This is a genomic window from Streptomyces griseus subsp. griseus (genome assembly GCF_000720255.1).
Classification (GTDB): domain Bacteria; phylum Actinomycetota; class Actinomycetes; order Streptomycetales; family Streptomycetaceae; genus Streptomyces; species Streptomyces griseus_I.
In genome coordinates this window covers 1-17,325 of record NZ_JOJE01000061.1, presented here as the reverse complement: position 1 = coordinate 17,325, position 17,325 = coordinate 1, and the positions used below count along the sequence as shown (strand labels likewise).

At 70.0% G+C, this 17,325-nt stretch carries 15 protein-coding genes and 5 pseudogenes; 10 read left to right on the top strand and 10 right to left on the bottom strand.

Annotated features, from left to right (window positions below; all coding sequences use genetic code 11):
* Positions 1-9: 9 nt before the first annotated feature.
* Entirely contained in the window at positions 10-687 is a 678-nt protein-coding gene (locus tag IG99_RS40690; protein ID WP_234312125.1) for an alpha/beta fold hydrolase, read from the bottom strand.
* Positions 688-922: 235 nt separating this feature from the next.
* On the opposite strand from IG99_RS40690, the pseudogene istA reads away from it, so the two are divergent.
* The 3 genes and pseudogenes from istA (at position 923) to IG99_RS40675 (ending at position 4,694) form a co-directional block, all read left to right on the top strand.
* Positions 923-2,106: pseudogene (istA, locus tag IG99_RS40685) on the top strand (IS21 family transposase).
* Between the two features lie 68 nt (positions 2,107-2,174).
* Positions 2,175-2,980: pseudogene (gene istB / locus IG99_RS40680) on the top strand (IS21-like element helper ATPase IstB).
* Positions 2,981-3,266: 286 nt separating this feature from the next.
* Positions 3,267-4,694, top strand: a complete 1,428-nt coding sequence (locus IG99_RS40675; protein WP_037683534.1) for an FG-GAP-like repeat-containing protein — start codon at positions 3,267-3,269, stop codon at positions 4,692-4,694.
* Here IG99_RS40675 and IG99_RS40670 read toward each other — a convergent pair.
* Positions 4,687-5,463 carry a hypothetical protein gene (locus tag IG99_RS40670; RefSeq protein ID WP_158973347.1) on the bottom strand — a complete coding sequence of 259 codons (777 nt, stop codon included), beginning with the start codon at positions 5,461-5,463 and terminating at the stop codon, positions 4,687-4,689. The two genes, IG99_RS40675 and IG99_RS40670, sit on opposite strands and share 8 nt — an antisense overlap.
* Positions 5,464-5,549: 86 nt before the next feature.
* Positions 5,550-6,569: a hypothetical protein gene (locus IG99_RS40665; protein ID WP_234312123.1), complete on the bottom strand. Its 1,020-nt coding sequence runs from the start codon at positions 6,567-6,569 to the stop codon at positions 5,550-5,552.
* A gap of 246 nt (positions 6,570-6,815) precedes the next feature.
* On the opposite strand from IG99_RS40665, the pseudogene IG99_RS46895 reads away from it, so the two are divergent.
* Together IG99_RS46895 and IG99_RS49900 are read left to right on the top strand one after the other, a co-directional pair.
* A pseudogene (locus tag IG99_RS46895) lies at positions 6,816-7,137 on the top strand (lamin tail domain-containing protein); the annotation flags it as partial.
* A 76-nt stretch (positions 7,138-7,213) separates the two neighbouring features.
* Positions 7,214-7,358 (top strand): annotated as a pseudogene (locus tag IG99_RS49900) (cold-shock protein); the annotation flags it as partial.
* 332 nt (positions 7,359-7,690) lie between these two features.
* Here IG99_RS49900 and IG99_RS40660 read toward each other — a convergent pair.
* Positions 7,691-7,861, bottom strand: coding sequence for a hypothetical protein (locus tag IG99_RS40660; RefSeq protein ID WP_037683531.1), 171 nt, complete (start codon positions 7,859-7,861; stop codon positions 7,691-7,693).
* Between the two features lie 231 nt (positions 7,862-8,092).
* Positions 8,093-8,995 (bottom strand): hypothetical protein, encoded by a 903-nt coding sequence (locus IG99_RS51845; protein WP_324606169.1) that lies wholly within the window; start codon positions 8,993-8,995, stop codon positions 8,093-8,095.
* A gap of 8 nt (positions 8,996-9,003) precedes the next feature.
* Here IG99_RS51845 and IG99_RS40650 point away from each other — a divergent pair, with 8 nt between their 5' ends.
* From IG99_RS40650 to IG99_RS46885, 4 genes are all read left to right on the top strand, one after another.
* On the top strand, positions 9,004-9,270 hold the full coding sequence (locus IG99_RS40650) for an ATP-binding protein (protein ID WP_051866543.1): 267 nt from the start codon (positions 9,004-9,006) through the stop codon (positions 9,268-9,270).
* Positions 9,271-9,643: 373 nt separating this feature from the next.
* Positions 9,644-11,665: a LodA/GoxA family CTQ-dependent oxidase gene (locus tag IG99_RS40645; RefSeq protein WP_037683529.1), complete on the top strand. Its 2,022-nt coding sequence runs from the start codon at positions 9,644-9,646 to the stop codon at positions 11,663-11,665.
* The gene (locus IG99_RS40640; RefSeq protein WP_037683528.1) at positions 11,662-12,858 is read left to right on the top strand and encodes an NAD(P)/FAD-dependent oxidoreductase; all 1,197 of its coding nucleotides are present in this window, start codon (positions 11,662-11,664) and stop codon (positions 12,856-12,858) included. Before IG99_RS40645 ends, IG99_RS40640 begins: the two co-directional genes overlap by 4 nt.
* Positions 12,859-12,978: 120 nt before the next feature.
* Complete coding sequence (locus IG99_RS46885; protein WP_267882605.1) at positions 12,979-13,551, top strand: alpha/beta fold hydrolase; 573 nt, start codon at positions 12,979-12,981, stop codon at positions 13,549-13,551.
* Here IG99_RS46885 and IG99_RS51020 read toward each other — a convergent pair.
* Positions 13,466-13,642, bottom strand: a pseudogene (locus IG99_RS51020) (NAD-dependent protein deacetylase 1); the annotation flags it as partial. The gene IG99_RS46885 and the pseudogene IG99_RS51020 sit on opposite strands and share 86 nt — an antisense overlap.
* A 177-nt stretch (positions 13,643-13,819) precedes the next feature.
* Here IG99_RS51020 and IG99_RS40630 point away from each other — a divergent pair.
* Positions 13,820-14,710, top strand: coding sequence for an SDR family oxidoreductase (locus IG99_RS40630; protein ID WP_037683523.1), 891 nt, complete (start codon positions 13,820-13,822; stop codon positions 14,708-14,710).
* Here IG99_RS40630 and IG99_RS51015 read toward each other — a convergent pair.
* The 4 genes from IG99_RS51015 to IG99_RS40615 all read right to left on the bottom strand — a co-directional run.
* Positions 14,635-15,000 (bottom strand): hypothetical protein, encoded by a 366-nt coding sequence (locus IG99_RS51015; protein ID WP_234312122.1) that lies wholly within the window; start codon positions 14,998-15,000, stop codon positions 14,635-14,637. The two genes, IG99_RS40630 and IG99_RS51015, sit on opposite strands and share 76 nt — an antisense overlap.
* Before the next feature lie 56 nt (positions 15,001-15,056).
* Complete coding sequence (locus IG99_RS40625) at positions 15,057-15,467, bottom strand: hypothetical protein (RefSeq protein ID WP_158973346.1); 411 nt, start codon at positions 15,465-15,467, stop codon at positions 15,057-15,059.
* Between the two features lie 127 nt (positions 15,468-15,594).
* Positions 15,595-16,554, bottom strand: a complete 960-nt coding sequence (locus IG99_RS40620) for an SDR family NAD(P)-dependent oxidoreductase (RefSeq protein WP_037683521.1) — start codon at positions 16,552-16,554, stop codon at positions 15,595-15,597.
* Between the two features lie 187 nt (positions 16,555-16,741).
* On the bottom strand, positions 16,742-17,325 hold a 584-nt coding region (locus IG99_RS40615), incomplete at its 5' end, for a DUF5959 family protein (protein ID WP_234312121.1).

Sequence of the window (17,325 nt, the reverse complement as noted above, 5' to 3'; positions counted from 1 at the left end):
CGTTCAACCTCAGTAGGTGTGGGGTGGCAGGGCGCGGAGGGTGGCCGCGAGCTTGTGTGGGTCGCGGCGTGCGATGTTGTGGCCGACGGGGATGTCGTGGACTTGCCAGTCGGGGTCGTTGCGCAGCCGTTGGGTCAGGGGTAGGAAGGGGCTGCCGGGCCAGGCGCCGCCGCTGATGAAGGTTCGGCCGAGTGCGCCGTTGGGGGTGCCGTGCAGTTTGATCGACTGGATGAAGCTGGCCAGGGGGTGGGGGCGTGCGCGGGGGTCGAGTCCTTCGGGGACTGCGACCCATTGTCCGTCGGTGCGGGCGCCGGCTATGAACATTTCCCGGAATCTGTCGCTGGTCAGTGACCAGCACGAGTCTCCGTGGTCCGGGACGTAGGCGTCGATGTACACGAGGTGATCGAGGCGGTCGCTGAGCCGGTCTGCGACTCCGGTGATCACCATGCCGCCGTAGCTGTGTCCGCACAGGGCGACGGGCGTTGCGTCGCCGCGGTCGATGATTTCGGCCACCTGGTCGATATGGGTGTCGAGGTTCGGCGGGCGGTACGCATCGGCTGGGCCGTCCGGCTCCAGCCCGGCCAGGGTCACCGCTTCGACGTGGTGACCGTCTCGGTGCAGCTCGGCAGCCACCGAGTCGAACACCCATCCGCCTTGCCAGCCGCCCGGCACCATCACGAACTTCACCGCGTCATCGTAGGTCAAGCAGAAGGCGACGCCGGTGGGTTGGCTCGGATGATTGGGCTGCTGCATCCGCGTGCTGCAGCGGACACGGCTCGTCTCCGGCTGGCGACGAACGCGGCGTTGAACTTCGCCAAGGGGCTCAGCCCGTCCGTGAACCCCGGCTTCGGACCCTCCTGGCGGCGCTTGAAAGTTGACCCCCTCCAAGGGGCTGGCTCGTTGAGTCAGACCGGGAGGAGTGGTGATCAGCGTGGAGGACTGGGCGGAGATCCGCCGGCTTCACCGGGCCGAGCAGATGCCGGTTCGGGCGATCGCGAGGAAGCTGGGGATCGCGAGGAACACTGTCCGCAGGGCGATCGCGGACGACGCGCCGCCGAAGTACCAGCGGGCGCCGAAGGGCTCGATCGTGGACGTGGTCGCGCCGCAGATCCGCGAACTGCTCGAGCAGTGGCCTGAGATGCCGGCGACAGTGATCGCCGAGCGGATCGGCTGGGACCGGGACTGACGGTGCTGAAGGACCGGGTCAGGGAGCACCTGCGGCCGTCCTATCGGCCTGCGGATTTGGCCTCGCGGACGGTCTATGAGCCGGGCGGGATCGGCCAGTGCGACCTGGGGTTCCCGCCCGCCGACATCCCGCTCGGCTTCGGCCAGGTCAGGCGTCCGCCGGTGCTGGTCATGGTCGCGGGCTACTCGCGATGGATCACCGCCCGGATGCTGCCCTCGAGGTCCGCGGCCGACCTGATCGCAGGGCACTGGCGGCTGCTGACCGAGCTGGGCGCCGTCCCCCGGGTGCTGGTCTGGGACAACGAGGGAGCCGTCGGCTCCTGGCGGTCCGGCGGAACTCAACTCACAGACGAATTTGCTGCGTTCGCTGGACTGCTCGGCGTCAAGTTCCTGCTCTGCAGGCCGCGGGATCCGGAGTCCAAGGGCCTGGTCGAGCGGGCCAACGGCTATCTGGAGACGTCGTTCCTGCCCGGGCGGGTGTTCACCTCACCTGCGGACTTCAACATCCAGCTCGCCGACTGGCTGACCAGGGCGAACCGGCGCATCCACCGCACCTTGCAGGCCCGCCCGGCGGACCGGCTGGAAGCGGACCACTCCCGGATGCTGGCCCTGCCGCCCATCGCCCCGCCGGGCTGGTGGAAGGCATCCCTGCGGCTGCCCCGGGACCACTACGTCCGCCTGGACACCTGCGACTACTCGGTGCATCCGCTGGCCGTCGGCCGCCGCATCGAGGTCGCCGCCGACCTGGACCAGGTCCTGGTGACCTGCGACGGCGTCGAGGTCGCCCGCCGTGCCCGCAGTTGGGCCCGCCACCAGACCATCACCGACCCGGACCACGCGGCCGCTGCCGCGGCCGCCCGCAAGAAGGCCGCCGGCACGAAACCGGCGCCGGTGGACGTGACAGAGGTCGAGGAACGGTAGCTGGACACCTACGACCGGGTCTTCGGCGTCATCGACGGCGGGCTGAGCACGGGTGAAGGGGTAGCGTGATGAGCACGAAGAACGGCACGAACCAGGCCGGGACCGGCCGCGACGTCGGCTCCGAACTGATCTACCTGACCAAAGCGTTGAAGGCACCGGCCCTGCGGGACGCGGCCGCCAGGCTCGCCGAGCGGGCCCGCGACGAGGGCTGGAGCCACGAGGAGTACCTGGCCGCCTGCCTGCAGAGGGAGGTCGCCGCCCGCGACTCCCACGGCGCCGAGGGACGCATCCGGGCGGCCCGTTTCCCTTCTCGCAAGTCGCTGGAGGACTTCGATTTCGACCACCAGCAGTCCGTGAAACGCGAGGTCATCGCCCATCTGGGGACTCTGGACTTCGTCGCCGGAAAGGAGAACGTGATCTTCCTGGGGCCACTCGGCACCGGCAAGACCCACCTCGCCACCGGCCTGGGCATCCGGGCCTGCCAGGCCGGCCACCGGGTCGCTTTCGGCACCGCCGCCCAGTGGGTCACCCGCCTCGCCGAGGCCCATCAAGCAGGGCATCTGAGCGACGAGTTGACCCGGCTGGGACGGATCCCGCTGATCGCGGTCGACGAAGTGGGATACATCCCTTTCGAGCCCGAGGCCGCGAACCTGTTCTTCCAGTTCATCTCGGGCCGCTACGAACGGCCTCGGTGATCGTGACCAGCAACAAGCCCTTCGGGCGCTGGGGCGAGGTCTTCGGCGACGACACCGTCGCCGCCGCGATGATCGACCGCCTCGTCCACCATGCCGAGGTGATCTCGCTGAAGGGCGACAGCTACCGCATGCCCGGCCGCGACCTCGGACGGGTTCCCGCCGCCAACACCGGGGAATGACCAACAACAACTGACGCAGCAGGGGGTCATTTTTCACCCGCCGGAATCGGCTCACATTGCAAGCGTCGCCGACTGTCCGCGACCGGTACCGGCGGGCACGACGGGCCTTGAGTACAAGACCACTCCGTCCCACGTCAAGGTGTCACTGGTCGCCGAGGCCCGGGTCGGGGCCCGGTAGGGGACGGCGGCGCCCTGCTGGGGGAGTTCCGGGCCGTTCGGGGGCGCCCTTTACGATGCCCTGGACTGCGCGCACGCCAGGTGCGTTGAGGGGGAGGGGATCCAGCTCATGTGGAACAGACGTGGTCTGCTTGGGGGTTGGCGAACAGGGGCGCTCCTGATCGCCGCCGTGATGGGCGCTGGGCTGCTGTCGGCCGTGCCCGCAGCAGCCGTGCACGGTGCAGTGCCCGGTGACTTCAACGTGGACGGCTACCGCGACGCCGTGCTGCCCGCGCCGGGTGCGAACATCGCCGGCAAGGCGGGAGCCGGTGCCGTGGTCGTTCTCTACGGAGGCAAGGCGGGGCTGTCGGTGTCCCGGCGGGCAACCATCACGCAGAACACCGCGGGTGTGCCGGGCACGGCCGAGTCGAACGACGGGTTCGGTGGCGCCACCGCGACGGCCGACCTGAACCGGGACGGTTACGCGGACTTGGTGGTCTCCGCGCCGTACGAGGACACCACGCGGGGCGAGGACGCCGGCACGGTGACGGTCCTGTGGGGCAGCAGGTCCGGGCTGAGGTCCGGCACTGATCTGCCGGCGACCACGGCCGGCAAGTACTACGGCCTGGACGTGGCGGCGCTCAGCACCGGTGCCGGCGTTCGGACCGAGGTGCTCGTGGCCGGGTATGAGGGGGCGATGCGCTTTCGGGGGCCGTTCAGCCGCAGCGGTACCTACGGCTCGGCCGATGAAAGCCGTGACACCGCCTCCGTCGGAAGCGTCACGCTGGGCGACTTCGCCCACAGCGGGGCGCCGGACGAGGTGGCCGTCACTGTCCGCCTCAGCGACATCAGCGGCGGCGAGGTGTACGTCAACCCCGTCTACGGCGGCGCACAGCAGATGGGCAACGGCCTGATCGCGGCCACCGGGGACATCAACGGCGACGGATACGCCGATCTCGTGGTGGGAGACCCGGACGAGCCGGACCACGCCACCACTGACGGTGCGCTCGGCGGCCGGGTACTTCTGTGGTACGGCTCGGCACACGGCATCGCGCGGGACGCGAAACCGGTGCAGCTCACCCAGAACACCCCGGGTGTCCCTGGCGCGAGCGAGAAGGGGGACGACTTCGGCGGTGCCCTCGCTGTGGGCGATCTGAACCGTGACGGGCTGGCGGACGTCGTGGTCGGCTCGCCGCTGGAGGACATGGGCAAGCCGAACGCCGGGCAAGTCACGGTCATCCCCGGCCGCCGCACCGGTGCCCTGGGCGCCGGCGCCTACGCCTTCACCCAGGACACCGCGAAAATCCCGGGAGCCGGCGAGAGCGACGACATGTTCGGTACCACGGTGGCTGTCGGCGACATCAACAAGGACGGCAAACCTGAACTCTTCGTCAGCGCCGCGCAGGAGAACAACGCCACCGGCGCCGTCTGGGTCCTGCCAGGCGGCGCCAACGGCCCCGCTGCCAAGGGCAGCAGCATGATCACCGCCCCGTCCGTCGGCTTCCCGCAGAAGGACAGCACCCTCCTGGGCGGCAACGGACTGCTCGGAGTCATCTGAACGAGAGGTGGCCGTCCCCGTCGAGCTCTCCTCCGAGGCGGCAGGGCTGCCGCACGGAGGAGAGGATGGTGCCTGCCGTTCTCGCTGCACCGGGTTGCCGCGCGGGCATCACGCGATTGACGCCTTCAGCACCCGGGCCAGCAGCTCGGTGACGGCCTTGCGCGACGAGGCCGCCCAGGGCCCGGTCAATCACCGCGAAGAGCGCCTCCGACGCGTCCGTCTGACGGCCCACGCCCCGCTGCGAGGCCAGCGCCACGAACGCGGACACCAGCTCCTCGAACAAAGGGCCGCGCAGCGCCCGACGTCCCTCGAGCGCCAGCGTCCGCGCCAGATCACGGGTCTGACCATCGGCATACAGGTTGCCGCCCTCGGCGTGTTCCTTCTCCTCCAGCAGCAGGTCGATCACCTTCGCCACCGCCGCATACTCCTTGTCGACCACGTACACCGAACACCAGTCATGGAGCGCACCACCGGGCCCCCAGACCTGCTGCAGCAGAGACCACCGCTGCGTGTGGTCCTTGAACAGGCGGAACTTCAGCTCCCCGGCCTGCCGGATGCGGGCCTGCCCCCGCAGCTCCTGCACAAGTGGGGCGGCCTCCGCATCGTCGACGGCGGCCGAAGCGAAGACCAGGAAGCGACGCTTCCGGCCGACCAACTGCTCGCCGTCCCACCCTGACTCGTCGCAGGCGATCCACCGCCCACACTCCTCGCCGTCAGCGGTGGACTCCAACTGGCTCAGACAGCTGGACGTTTCTCCGGTCAATGGCACGACGCAATGGTCCATGCCACCGGCACGCCGCCTCCCCTGAGGTGGGCCCGCGCCTGGAAACGACTTTCGCGCCCCGGGGCATCTGCTCACAGGGTTGGCTTCATGTGCCGCGTGAGGAGTTCGGTGAAGAAGTCCTCCAGGAGCTGCTTCCCGCCCGGTTCGGTCAGTTCCCGTCCGCCGAAGCGGTAGATCTCGTATCCGGCGAGCCTCAGCCGGCGGTCTTCGGCGACCATCTCCGCGTACAGCTGCGGCACGGCGGTGTGGGTTACCCGGCACGTGTCGTCAGGCGGGTTCGGCCGACCGTAGTGCTGCACGCCGCCAACCTCGATGACGATGCGGGAGCGGTCTGGAGCCAGGAGCAGGAAGTCCATCCGCTGCCGGTACAGCGCCCCGGACTGCTTGCCGCTCTTGCGGGTGTAGGGGGCGTAGCGGAGGTAGACCTGGGGGATCAGCGCGGGCAGGTCGAAGCCGCCTTCTTTGGCGTAGCGGGCGCAGTAGGTGATCATGAGGAGTTGCTCGGGCGGGGAGTCCAGCGACCGGTACAGCCGCCGGTACAGGGCGTCGGCGGCTGCCTTCTCGTCGACATCAGGCTGGTGACTCTTCCTCCACCAGGCCACCATCTGCCGCCAGGCCAGCCCCTGCGGCGGTAGAGGATCGGTGAATACCAGGCAGGTGTCGGCGTGGCGGACGATCTCGACGTCGTTGTTCACCGCGTCGCGCAGCACGATCTGCGGTTTCGCCCCGTCGGCGGCGAAGATGAGGTTCTTGAAACTGCCGGACGGCCCGTTGGTGAAGCGGCGCTCGTATTCCAGCTCCTGCGGCTCCTCCAGCGCGTCGCGGGTCGGGCCGAGGATCTGCTCGATGCAGTCCCGCCGGGCCTGCCAACTGTTCCGCATGTCGTTGTCGCGCCAGTAGGTGCCGAAGCCGCGCGGTCCGTCGAACGTACGGAACGGCCAGGCTGGCGGATTGAGGGCGAGTCGTTCCAGAACGGCGCGGTGGGCCTTGATGACGATCGGCACGTTCTCGTCATTCAGATGCCTGCCCTTGCCGTCGGTCCCGTAGGAGACGAAGTCGTTGTGCAGCAACCGGGTCAGCGCGATGGCCACGTCCAGGTCGGTATGACCGGCTGGGGGCCGAACCGGAGGGACTCGACCAGCCCGACGTCGAGCACCCAGGGCTGTGCCCATCCGTCGCCGCCGCTGAAGAACGCCGTCAGCTCCACGCCCACCCCCGTTGGTGATCCTGCAGGACATCGTCGGCCGTCGACGACGCAGCCGCCAAAGGCTCTATGGGCATGGGCCTGTCGTCGTCTGTCTCGCCGCCCGTGCCCGTAAGTCTCCTCGAAGTAGCCGTCCGTGCGACCCGCGGTCAACCTCGACGGCTGGACCCTCGAGGACGAGGACGGCCACACCTACACCTTCGAGGACTACCGCCTGGCGGGACGTTCCACGGTCCGCATCCACACCGGAATGGGCCGCGACAGCAGCACCGACCTCTACCAGGACCGCCGCAACTACGTGTGGGACAACCGCTCCGACACCGCCGCCCTTCCACCAGCCCATCGCCCCGCCGGGCTGGTGGAAGGCATCCCTGCTGCGCAACGACCGCGGGCGCCTCGTCGACGCTGCGGCCTGGGGCTACGACCGCCACCACCACGAAGGCAACTGCCACTGATGACCCGCACGCCGGGTGCACCCCTTCCCGCACCCGATGACGAGACGGTGGCGCGCCAGGCTCTGCGGGGCCTGGGGAGCAGGGTTTTGGGTTCATCGAGCAGGCCGGTGGGGGCCCGGACGTCTTCGCGCACTACTCCGAGATCAGGGCAACGGGTACCGCGAGCTGACCGGGCCGAGCTGGTGACCTTCGACATCGGCCAGGGGCAGAAGGGCCCGTAGGGGCAGAACATCGTCCGCGGCTGAGCAGGCAGGGGAAACGGACAGTGAGGCGGCTGTCTGGACCGGACAGCCGCATCACTCATGCAGCGGCGTAAGACGGTGGGCTGCCGGAGGGCAGAGGTGTAGAGCGTCGCGGCGCGGGCGATGTCGGAGTGGCTGGGGTCCGGTGGTTTGGAGGCGCAGGTTCCACTGCTCACCGGGCCCCAGCTATGAGGCCCGGTTCCCGGGGAGGTGGTAGTTACACCGCTTGCCCGGAGAGATGCCCTGATCCAGGACATGCCTGTGGGCTCCGGGTGCATCCGGAGTCCACAGGCATGCTGCTGCTTGGCGGGTTACCAGCGATACCAGCGTCCCTTGCGCCCGCCCCCGTCCGCGGAGCGCATGACGAAGCCGAGCAGCCAGACGACCAGCACGATGACGGCGATCCACCACAGTGCCTTCAGCGCGAAGCCCGCGCCGAAGAGGATCAGAGCCAGCAGAAGAACGAGAAGCAGGGGAACCATAGTTATCAACCTCCGTCGCTCCTCGTGCCCGGCGAATGCAAGAACACACGGTCGATTTCCCTGGTTTCTCCACTGCTCTTGCGGGCACTGAACACAGTTTCTCTACGGCGTTGACCTCACCGCCGGGTCGACGGACGGCTGCCGGTTCGGTCGAGTTCCACGCAGAGTGGCCACAGGCACCGCCCGGTACGTGGGTGACGGCCTTTCCGGCCGGTCGGCCGCCGCTGTGGCTCAGGAGTAGGTCATCGGGCAGCCGTACCGCAGGGAGTACTGCGCGGCGCGCAGGTAGAGGGCCACGTAGAAGGCCGCGTCCCGGTCCTCGACCCAGGGTCCCGGCCGCACCCGGGCGGTCCGCTCGGCCCCGCCCTCCAGGAACCACAGGCTCAGTGCGAGGTTCTCGCCGGCCGGTATCGCGTCCACGGGCAGTTTGACGGCACCGGCCAGCCGCTCGGCCAGGGCGAGCACCCGCGGGGCCCCGGCGACCGTTGTCTCTTCGCCGGAGTACGCGGTGCCGACGGGGAGCACGATCTCCTCCTCCAGCGCGAGGGGCACCAGCACGCTCCAGTCGAGGAGGGCCGACAGCTCCGCGTCGGTCAGCCACGTCCTGCACAACGCCACGAAGCCGTCCATAGACGGGCTGACCTTCTCCTCGAACCAGCCCGGCGCCTCCCGTGCGGCCTGCCGCAGCTCGTAAGGGGGCAGCCCGCGCCGCTCCAGCTCGGTGTTCAACGCGGCGGCGACATCCCTGTACCCGTCCTCCCCCGCCTGCGACCAGTCCTGCGCGGTGACACTCACCAGATAGAGACCCATGATCGCAACGTACCGGCCGCCACCGACAACGCCCCGGCCGGCGTCGTGTCTCCACGGAACTGCGGCTCGCCCTGGACGACCCGCTGAGCGGTCATGGCGGCGGCTGTCGGCGACGGCATTCTGGACGAGCACCCGGGCCGCGGTGTTCTCGTAGAGGAACGCGGCGGACACACCGGCGCGCTGGGCGATGGCCCGAACCGTCGGTCGGCCGCGCACGCGGCGGAGCTGGCCGATAGCGGCCGTGACCTGGGCCAGCTTGTCCTCGGTCTGGCGGCGGCGGGCGGCGAGGGCGGCCGCGGTGTTCTCCGGTCGGGCCCGGCCCATGGCCCGCGGTGCGCTATGAGCTGTTCACTGCGCTTGACCTGGCCGGGGAACCACCGCGCCACCCCAGCGAGTTCGACCGCCTGCTGAAAACCGCCCCGGCCGAACGCCCCCGCACCTTCCTGGTGGACGAGGCCCAGTGGCTCAACGGGGAGGCGTTCGAGTACTTCCGCTACCTGTGGGACGAACCCTCAACCCAGCTCGCCATCATTTTCGTCGGTGCGGCGCGGGCTGCCACACCGTGCTGCGCCGCCGTACCGTGCCGGCTTTCGCCGTGACGCGCGAGGGCGTTCTCCTCGACCAGGTGCACCTCCATGGCCGAGGTCACGGCGGCCGGAAGCCCGAGGCGGGTCTTGGCGAGCAGGCCGTCGATGAGGCGGGGCGGTACGGCATTTTCGTGCGCGCCAGGTCCTCACCGGCGCGGTGAGCTGGTCGAGACCGCGTCCGGTGAGTTCCGCCGGTGATCTCCTCAGGTGCGGCCACCTCCGCGCACCTCCGACCGGGGCGAACTCGTGTGCTTACGGTCGCAGTTGGTAGGAAATCAGTGATGATCGGCCGTCGATCAGCTCCGTCGGGGTGTGACCCCCGGGCGGAATTGAACGTCTTACGTTCGCGACCGCATCCCGACGGCCCCCAACGGAAGGTTCTTCGATGGACAGTCAGATCGTGAAGGTGAAGATTCACCCCGCCATCGGTGTCGCCCGGGTCGGCAATAGTGTCGAAGCACCTTTCATCGGCCCGGAATCACCGGACCAGAAACCAGCGGACCCCGGCTCTTACAAGGACGGTTCCGGGGCGCTCCGCAGGCAGGCCGCACGGTTCCGTGTGTACGGCTACAACGCCGCGGGGGAGGTGGTGAGGGAGCTGAAGCCGGGCGCCGAGGGTGTCTCCGAGATCCAGTGGACGGTGCATCTGGCCAACAAGAAGGCCGCCTGGTACCAGTTCCATCTGGCGCTGGACATACCCGAGGGCAAGACGCTCGCGGCAGAGCAATACGCTCTGCGCAACGCCGACGTCGTGGGCGCCGAGAGGAAGAAGCTGGTCAACGACCCCGGAAGCCGCACCGTCCGCGGCTCGAAGACCGAGACGCAGAAGTTCGACACCGGCAAGATCATGGGCAAGGCGGTGTACCTCGGCGAGATCTCCACCCGTTCCGACGGCCGCCTGCTGGTGCTCGGTGGCCGGGGAAACTCCGCCTCCTACAACAACCAGCCGATCACCGGGGTCGCCAACAACAACACCTGGTACGACGACGTGTCCGACGGCCCGGTGACGGCGACGGTCCGTATCGACGGCAAGGATCTGACCGCCGCCCCGGCCTGGGTCGTGGTCGGGCCTCCGCACTACGCCCCCGGCGTGAAGTCCATACGTACCCTCCACGACCTGCTCTTCGACGTCTTCGTCCAGGCCGGTTCGCTGACCCGCCCGCAGCAGATCTCGTTCACCGATCACATCGAGCCGATCCTCCGCCGGTTCTGCGATCTGCAGTGGGTCAACCAGGGATTCGCGGCACAGTTCGGCTGGAACGGCCCCCACTTCTTCCTCTCGCCTGCCATGCGGAAGAGGCTCGCCGATCCGTCCGGCCGGAACCGGGAACTGCGCCGCCAAACGTACGCCGCACTGCGCGACTACGACCGGGACGGAAAGTCCCCGCTGCCGTGGCCGTGGATCTACGGCGACGCCATGGCCAGCACGCCCAAGTCCGTGCGTCAGCACCTGGTGCTGTCGCCGACCCAGGACTGGATGCTGCAGCGCTGGGCGGACGGGGCTTTCCTGGCCGGACCCCTGCGGCAGCCGCGCCCCACCGTCGACGACGCCCCTGTCGGCGAGCAGCCGGGGCTGTTGGACCGGGCGGCCCTGGAGAACTGCGCCGCCGACGCGTTCCACCCGGGGTGCGAGGTCACCTGGCCGATCAGGCACCCGAGCATGTTCAGTGAACCCTTCCGCATCCGGCACCGCGCCACCGGCACCGCGGAACCCGACTACGGGCCCACCCTCACCCCGCAGGAGGCGGTCGCCGCCAACGGCCCCCTGCACGCACAGGGGCCCGGAGACCTCACTCGCTGGATGGCCGCCCCCTGGCAGGCGGACGCCGCGAGCTGCCGCTCCGGCTATGAGGTGCTGGCCAACCTGGGGCCCCGCTACAGCCCTTACCTGCCGACCTTCTGGCCTGCCCAGGTACCCAACCATGTCCTCAAGCTGGAGGACTTCGAGAAGGTCAACACGCCGTCGTCCGGGAGTGACGACAGCGCCCGGGAAGAGGCGTTCGAGCGGCGGGCGACCTGGCTGCGCGGCCTCAACGGCACCATGAACCAGCAGCGCACACAGATGATCAAGGACTGGCCCAAGCTCGGCATCGTCGAGGTGCGCGACTACACAGTGGGCGACGGGAAGTTCCCGGAACGGATTCTGGTGGAGTCACGCCCGGGACAACCGCTCGACCAGGCACCGGACACGGCGAATCTCGTCAACCTGCACGTGCCCGAGGCGGGTCCGCACGTGTTGTCCGCGGCGGCGGGCATCCGGCCCGAGGGAAGGCTCTCCCCCGAAACCGCCGAGGCCGCCTCCGCGGCACGGGTGATCGGCGAGGCCGCCCGGGCGACCGGCTACCGCGAGGAGGAGATCACCGCCGGATATCTCGAGATACTCGACCCCTTCCGCGACGCGCGGTGAGCGCCGCACTCGCTCCCGGCACGGACACCTACGACGTCGTGGTGGCGGGCGGCGGCCCGGCCGGCTGCGCCGCCGCGCTCGTGCTCGCCCGTGCCGGCCGTACGGTTCTGCTGGCGGACGCCGGCACCGGGCCGCCCAAGGTCGGCGAGACGCTCGTGCCCGCCGGGCGGGTTCTGCTCGGCGACCTCGGCGTCGCCGACCGTGTTCTCGACTCCGGGCATCTGCCCTGCTACGGCAGCCTCTCGGCGTGGGGTTCGGCCGACCTGCACGCCGTGGACTTCATCAACGACCCGCACGGCCATGGCTGGCATCTCGACCGGCGGTTGTTCGACCGGCGTCTGCGCGACGCCTCGCGCGCGGCGGGGGCCGAGGTTGCCGAGGGCTCGGTGGTACGCGACACCGCGCGGACGCCGGACGGCGGCTGGACCCTGCTCCTGCGCGGCGGCACCGGCCCTGCCGGTACCCGCTCCGGTGGCGAGCGTACGGTGCGCTGCCGCTGGGTGATCGACGCCACCGGCCGCGCCGCCGCGATCGCCGTCCGGTGCGGGGCCCGGCGGCGGGTCGGGGACCGGCTCACAGCTCTGTACGTGCCCCTGGAGGCGGACCCGCTGGACACCGACCGCCGTTCCCTCGTCGAGTCCGACGAGGACGGCTGGTGGTACACCGCCCCGCAGCCCTCCGGCGGGCGACTGGTCGCCTACTTCACTGACGCCGACCTGCCCGCCGCCTCCTACACCGCACGCCACTTCCGCCGACGGATGACGGCCACCCGCCACGTGTCCCGATGGGTCCACCGGGACGAACCCCCGCCCACATCACCTGCCGCGCCCCGCCGGGCCGCCGCGCACACAGCGCACCTGGACACGGTGTACGGAGACGGCTGGACCGCCGCCGGGGACGCGGCGGTCGCGTTCGACCCGCTCTCCTCCCAGGGCGTGCTGACCGCTCTTTACACCGGGCTGGGCGCGGGACTGGCCGTCGATACCCGCCTGGGTCGCGCCCCCTACGGCGCGGACTCGGCCCTCGCCGCATACGCGGACAAGGTCGCGGCCGCACGGAGCGCGTATCTGCGCGGCCACCGTGTCATCCACGCCCAGGAGGCCCGCTGGACCGACCGCTCCTTCTGGGCGCGGCGCCTGGCCGACCTCCCCGACTCGTCCTGCCGACCGCACGAAGGGCCCAGCACGTCCTGAACAGGGAACGGCCCCGAGTCGTCGTCGAGATCGGCTGGACCGTGCCGCAGCGAAGGCACTCGGCTGGACGGCGCCTTCCGGCCGACGCCGACCGAGCGCGGCACCCCGGGTGTCGTCGGGGTGCCGCGCTCGGTCGCCGCTGTTGAGGCGCCGGCGGCCGTCGTCGCGGAGTGGCTACCCGGCGTCGGCCTGACCCGCCCGGCCGTCGTGGGGAACTCCCTGGGTGGGGCGGTCGCCCTGGAGCTGGCACGTATCTGCGCGGTTGGCAGCGCCGTCGCGCTGTCTCCGATCGGGTTGTGGACGCGTGCTGAGGCCGCCTACGCTCTTAGTTTCGCCCGGCCCTGGCGGATCCCGCAGGAGACGGCGGCAGGCGCGCTGCGCAACCTGGCCCGCTCGCCCGGCTTCGAGCCGACGCGGCGCTCGGCGCTCGCCTACCGGCTGCGGGCCCTCACCCCTGCGGTCCCGGTCACGGTCGGCTGGGGCACACGGGACCTGATGGCCCCACCCCATCAGGTCCTCAGGGCAGCCCGACTGCTTCCGGGTGCCAGGCACGTCTCGCTCAAGGGCTGCGGGCACTCGCCGATGTCCGATGACCCCGAGCAGGTCACGTCATCGGGGTGGGTCGGCTCAGGCTCCCGCCCTCGCCCCGGCAGTCGGGGATGCCCGACTCCGTGGAGATGCCCGCACCGCTGAGCACCAGCACACGGTCGGTGCCCAGCGCCTCGACGACCGGCTCTAGGTCCGTGGTACCTGGCGGCAGGTCCTCGGGAGGGGTCCAGCTCAGGGGGGACGCATGCGCATGCCGCCAGCGTACGAAGGACCGAGACCCCCGGCTCCCGCCGTGACTCACCCCCCACCTGCACCGCACCCCACCCGGCTGTTCGGGTGGGAGGGGGCTTCCGCCCGGTGAACGTGGGAACCCGGTGATCCAGAACACCGCACGATCACAAGGGAGGCCTACGTGGGCGACGAGCAGCACGCTCAGCAGGATCCGACGACGCAGCACCCCAGGCCCGGCTTCCCCTCGCAGGACCAGCCGCATCCGGGGTGGACCGGCCCGATGGACCCGCCGCCGGACCACGGCGAGGATTCCTACCGGGGATCCGGCCGGCTGGATGGCCGTAAGACGGTCATCACGGGCGGCGACTCCGGCATCGGCCGGGCCGTGGCCCTGGCGTTCGCCCGCGAGGGCGCCGACGTGCTGTTCACCCACCTGGAGGAGGAGGCGGACGACGCGGCGGAGACGACCCGGCTGGTGAACGACGCAGGACGCAAGGCGATCGCCGTCCCCTGCGACATCCGCGAGGAGGACGAGTGCCGGGCGCTCGTCGACAGGGCGGTCGAGGAGTTCGGCCGCATCGACGTCCTGGTGAACAACGCGGCGTACCAGATGTCTCAGCCGGACGGAATCGAGGCGATCTCGACCGAGCAGTTCGACCGGGTGATGCGAACGAACCTCTACGGCATGTTCTGGCTGACCAAGCACGCCCTGCCGCACATCCCGGAGGGCGGCAGCGTCATCAACTCCACCTCGGTGCAGGCGTACAAGCCGAGCCCGCACCTGCTGGACTACGCGATGACCAAGGGCGCGATCGTCACCTTCACGCAGGGACTGGCACAGATGCTGGCGGAGCGCGGCATCCGCGTCAACGCCGTGGCACCCGGCCCGGTGTGGACGCCGTTGATCCCGGCGACAATGCCCGACACGGCGGAGTTCGGGAAGCAGAGCCCGCTGGGCCGACCGGCGCAGCCGGCCGAACTGGCTCCCGCGTACGTCTACCTCGCCTCACAGGAAGCGAGCTTCATCACCGCCGAAATCCTCAACGCCACCGGCGGCACCCCCCTGCCGTGACCCCACCGCGACGCCGCGCCCCATGCCTCCGGCGCGGGTGGTCCCTCCTTGGCGGCGAGGGGTCGCCACGCGTTCCGGGTGTCGAGTCGCTGCCGGTAGGCGACGTCGACGACGAGATAGGGGTAGGCGCCGAGGAGGAGCCGCAGGGGCGCTTCTTCGGTGTCGACCAGTTCCAGGACGACGTCGGGTGGTGGCCCGCGGAACCTGCGGCGCCCGGACGGCGTCGCCGGCCCGGCGCGCCGCACGTACGCCGCCCGTCCGCTGGAACGGGCGGCGGCCTCGCTGTTCATGCGGTCACACGGAGGGGCGCCGCCGCCCGACGCGGCGGCCGTGGGAAGCGATCAGGTCAGCCCGCCCACCGGGAGTCGAGCGCGATGGTCTGCAGGCGGTCGAGCGCCAGCGGGGACCGCGGTCGCGTCACGGCGCCGCCCTCGGCGTAGGAGTTCACTTCCTGGACGATGACCCGGCGGCCGTCGGGGTGGAGGGTGTCGACCAGCCACACCACGGCGGAGCCGCCCTTCTCCGACGCCCGCTTGGCCCGCTTCACCTGGGTGCCGTCGGCCAGGGTCAGAGCCTGGCACTCGATGTACTCGCCCTCGCAACCCATCCGCCCGTCGAGGACGTCGCCCACGTTGTGCTGGGCGTTGACCCCGATCATGCTCTTTCCGCGGCCGTCGTCCCAGACCACGGCGGCGTAGCCTTCCTGGCCCTGCTCGTCGGAGATCTTCCCGCCCTTGGGCAGCAGGGACTTCAGCACCCGGAGCATCTGGCGGCCGGACAGCGACGCGCTCGAGGCGGAGAGCGCTGTGGACGGCGCCGAGGCGCTGACCTCGTCGCGGGCGGTCCGCGTCTCGGCGGAGGCCTGCGCCGCCGCACCAAGCCTACTAGGCTGCCGCCCTGCACGCGTCGACGCCCGTGAGCTCGGCCGACAGTGCCCACAGGCGCGCAGCCTGCTCGGGGTCGGTAGCGTGTGCGTGCACGCCGCCTTCTGTTCCTTCGGCTGCCGGCTCGGCGATGTCGCAGTCCTCGCAGTACACGCCGCCCATGCCCGCCAGTTGAGGTGAGGTGGCAGCCCACAGCTGGGTGGCCGCCCCCTGGCCGGGCGTCTTGAAGGTGGGATCGGCCGGGTTGCCCTGCTCGTCGATCCAGCCCGCATCGACCATCTCCGCCTTCGCGAGATGGCGCTGCAACGGGGTGAGGATGCTGCCCGGATGCACCGCGAACGCCCTGGCCCCGGCGTCGCGGCCCAGCGCGTCGAGCTCGACGGCGAACAGTACGTTGGCTGCCTTCGCTTGCCCGTACGCCTCCCACCGGTCGTAGCCGCGCTCGAAGTGCGGGTCGTCCCAGTGCATGCCCATGCCGTGGGCGCCGGAGGACACGGCGACCACGCGCGCACCACCGCGGGCGATCGCCGGCCAGAGACGGTTGACCAGCGCGTAGTGACCGAGGTGGTTGGTGGCGAATTGCGCCTCCCAGCCCGGACCGACCCGCGTCTCGGGGCAGGCCATGACCCCAGCGTTGTTGATCACTATGTCGATCGTGCGGCCCGTGGCCAGGAAACGGTCGGTGAAGCCCTGGACGCTTTCGAGGTCGGACAGGTCGAGGTCGTCGGTCTCCACACCGTCGATGCCCTTGACCGCCTTCTGCGCGGCCGCCCGTCGCCGCGCGGGGACGATGACGCGGGCTCCGGCATCCGCCAGTGCGCGGGTCGTCTCCAGACCGAGTCCCGAGTAGCCACCGGTGACGATCGCGGTGCTGCCGGACAGGTCGATCCCGCTCAGGACGTCGTCAGCGGTGCTGCGGGCGCCGAAGCCCGATCCGATCTTGTGCTGGATTGTCGTCATGACGGAGACGCTAGGTGCTGAACTGCGCTCTAAGGCAAGGCAATTGGGCGGAGACCTTTTGGGTGCGAATCCTCTCGGGGATAGCTGAGCGGGGAAGACGTTGATGAGCAATAGTCAAGACTTGTGGATCAAGTCATGGCGAGCCAGTAACACAATGAGGCTGGCGATCTCGTTCGTTGGCCAGGGTTCAGTCTTCGGTCATGGTCCAGCGCTCCCAGACCAAGTCAAGGCGTCGGTATGCGTCGTCGAACCAGGCATCGACCAGTGGGACGGTGACCGTCACCGTCGTCAGGGACGTTGAGTGGTCCTTGATCGTGACCTGGCACCGGTCATCATCCTCGTCGAGTTCGATGAACAGCCACGGAGCGCGCTTCCCCTCGCGCCAGGCGATGTCCTGTCCCGCGTCGAGCGAGTCCAGTGCCTGCTGCCACTGCCGCAAATCCTCGGGGAAGATCCAGGTCTTGAGGGTGCCACGGACGAAGGGCGTATCGACCAGGAACTCTCCGGCCAGGACATCGGCCTCGGTGGGACGCTTCCGCTCCTCCTTCCCCGCGATCCGGAGAATGACGCTATTGCCCTCCCCCTCCAGGCGGATCAGGTCGATCGGATCCTCAGCCATGACTGCCCCTCCCCACTCGCGCATGCTGCCGAACACTAGCCTCGATCTTTCGCGGGGGTCCGCCGACGGAGTCGGTGGGCCCTTTTGCTTTCCGGAGCTGATGGTGGGCAGGCCGGTGACCCGGCTGTCGCGTCGGGTGGGCGCCGGGTTCC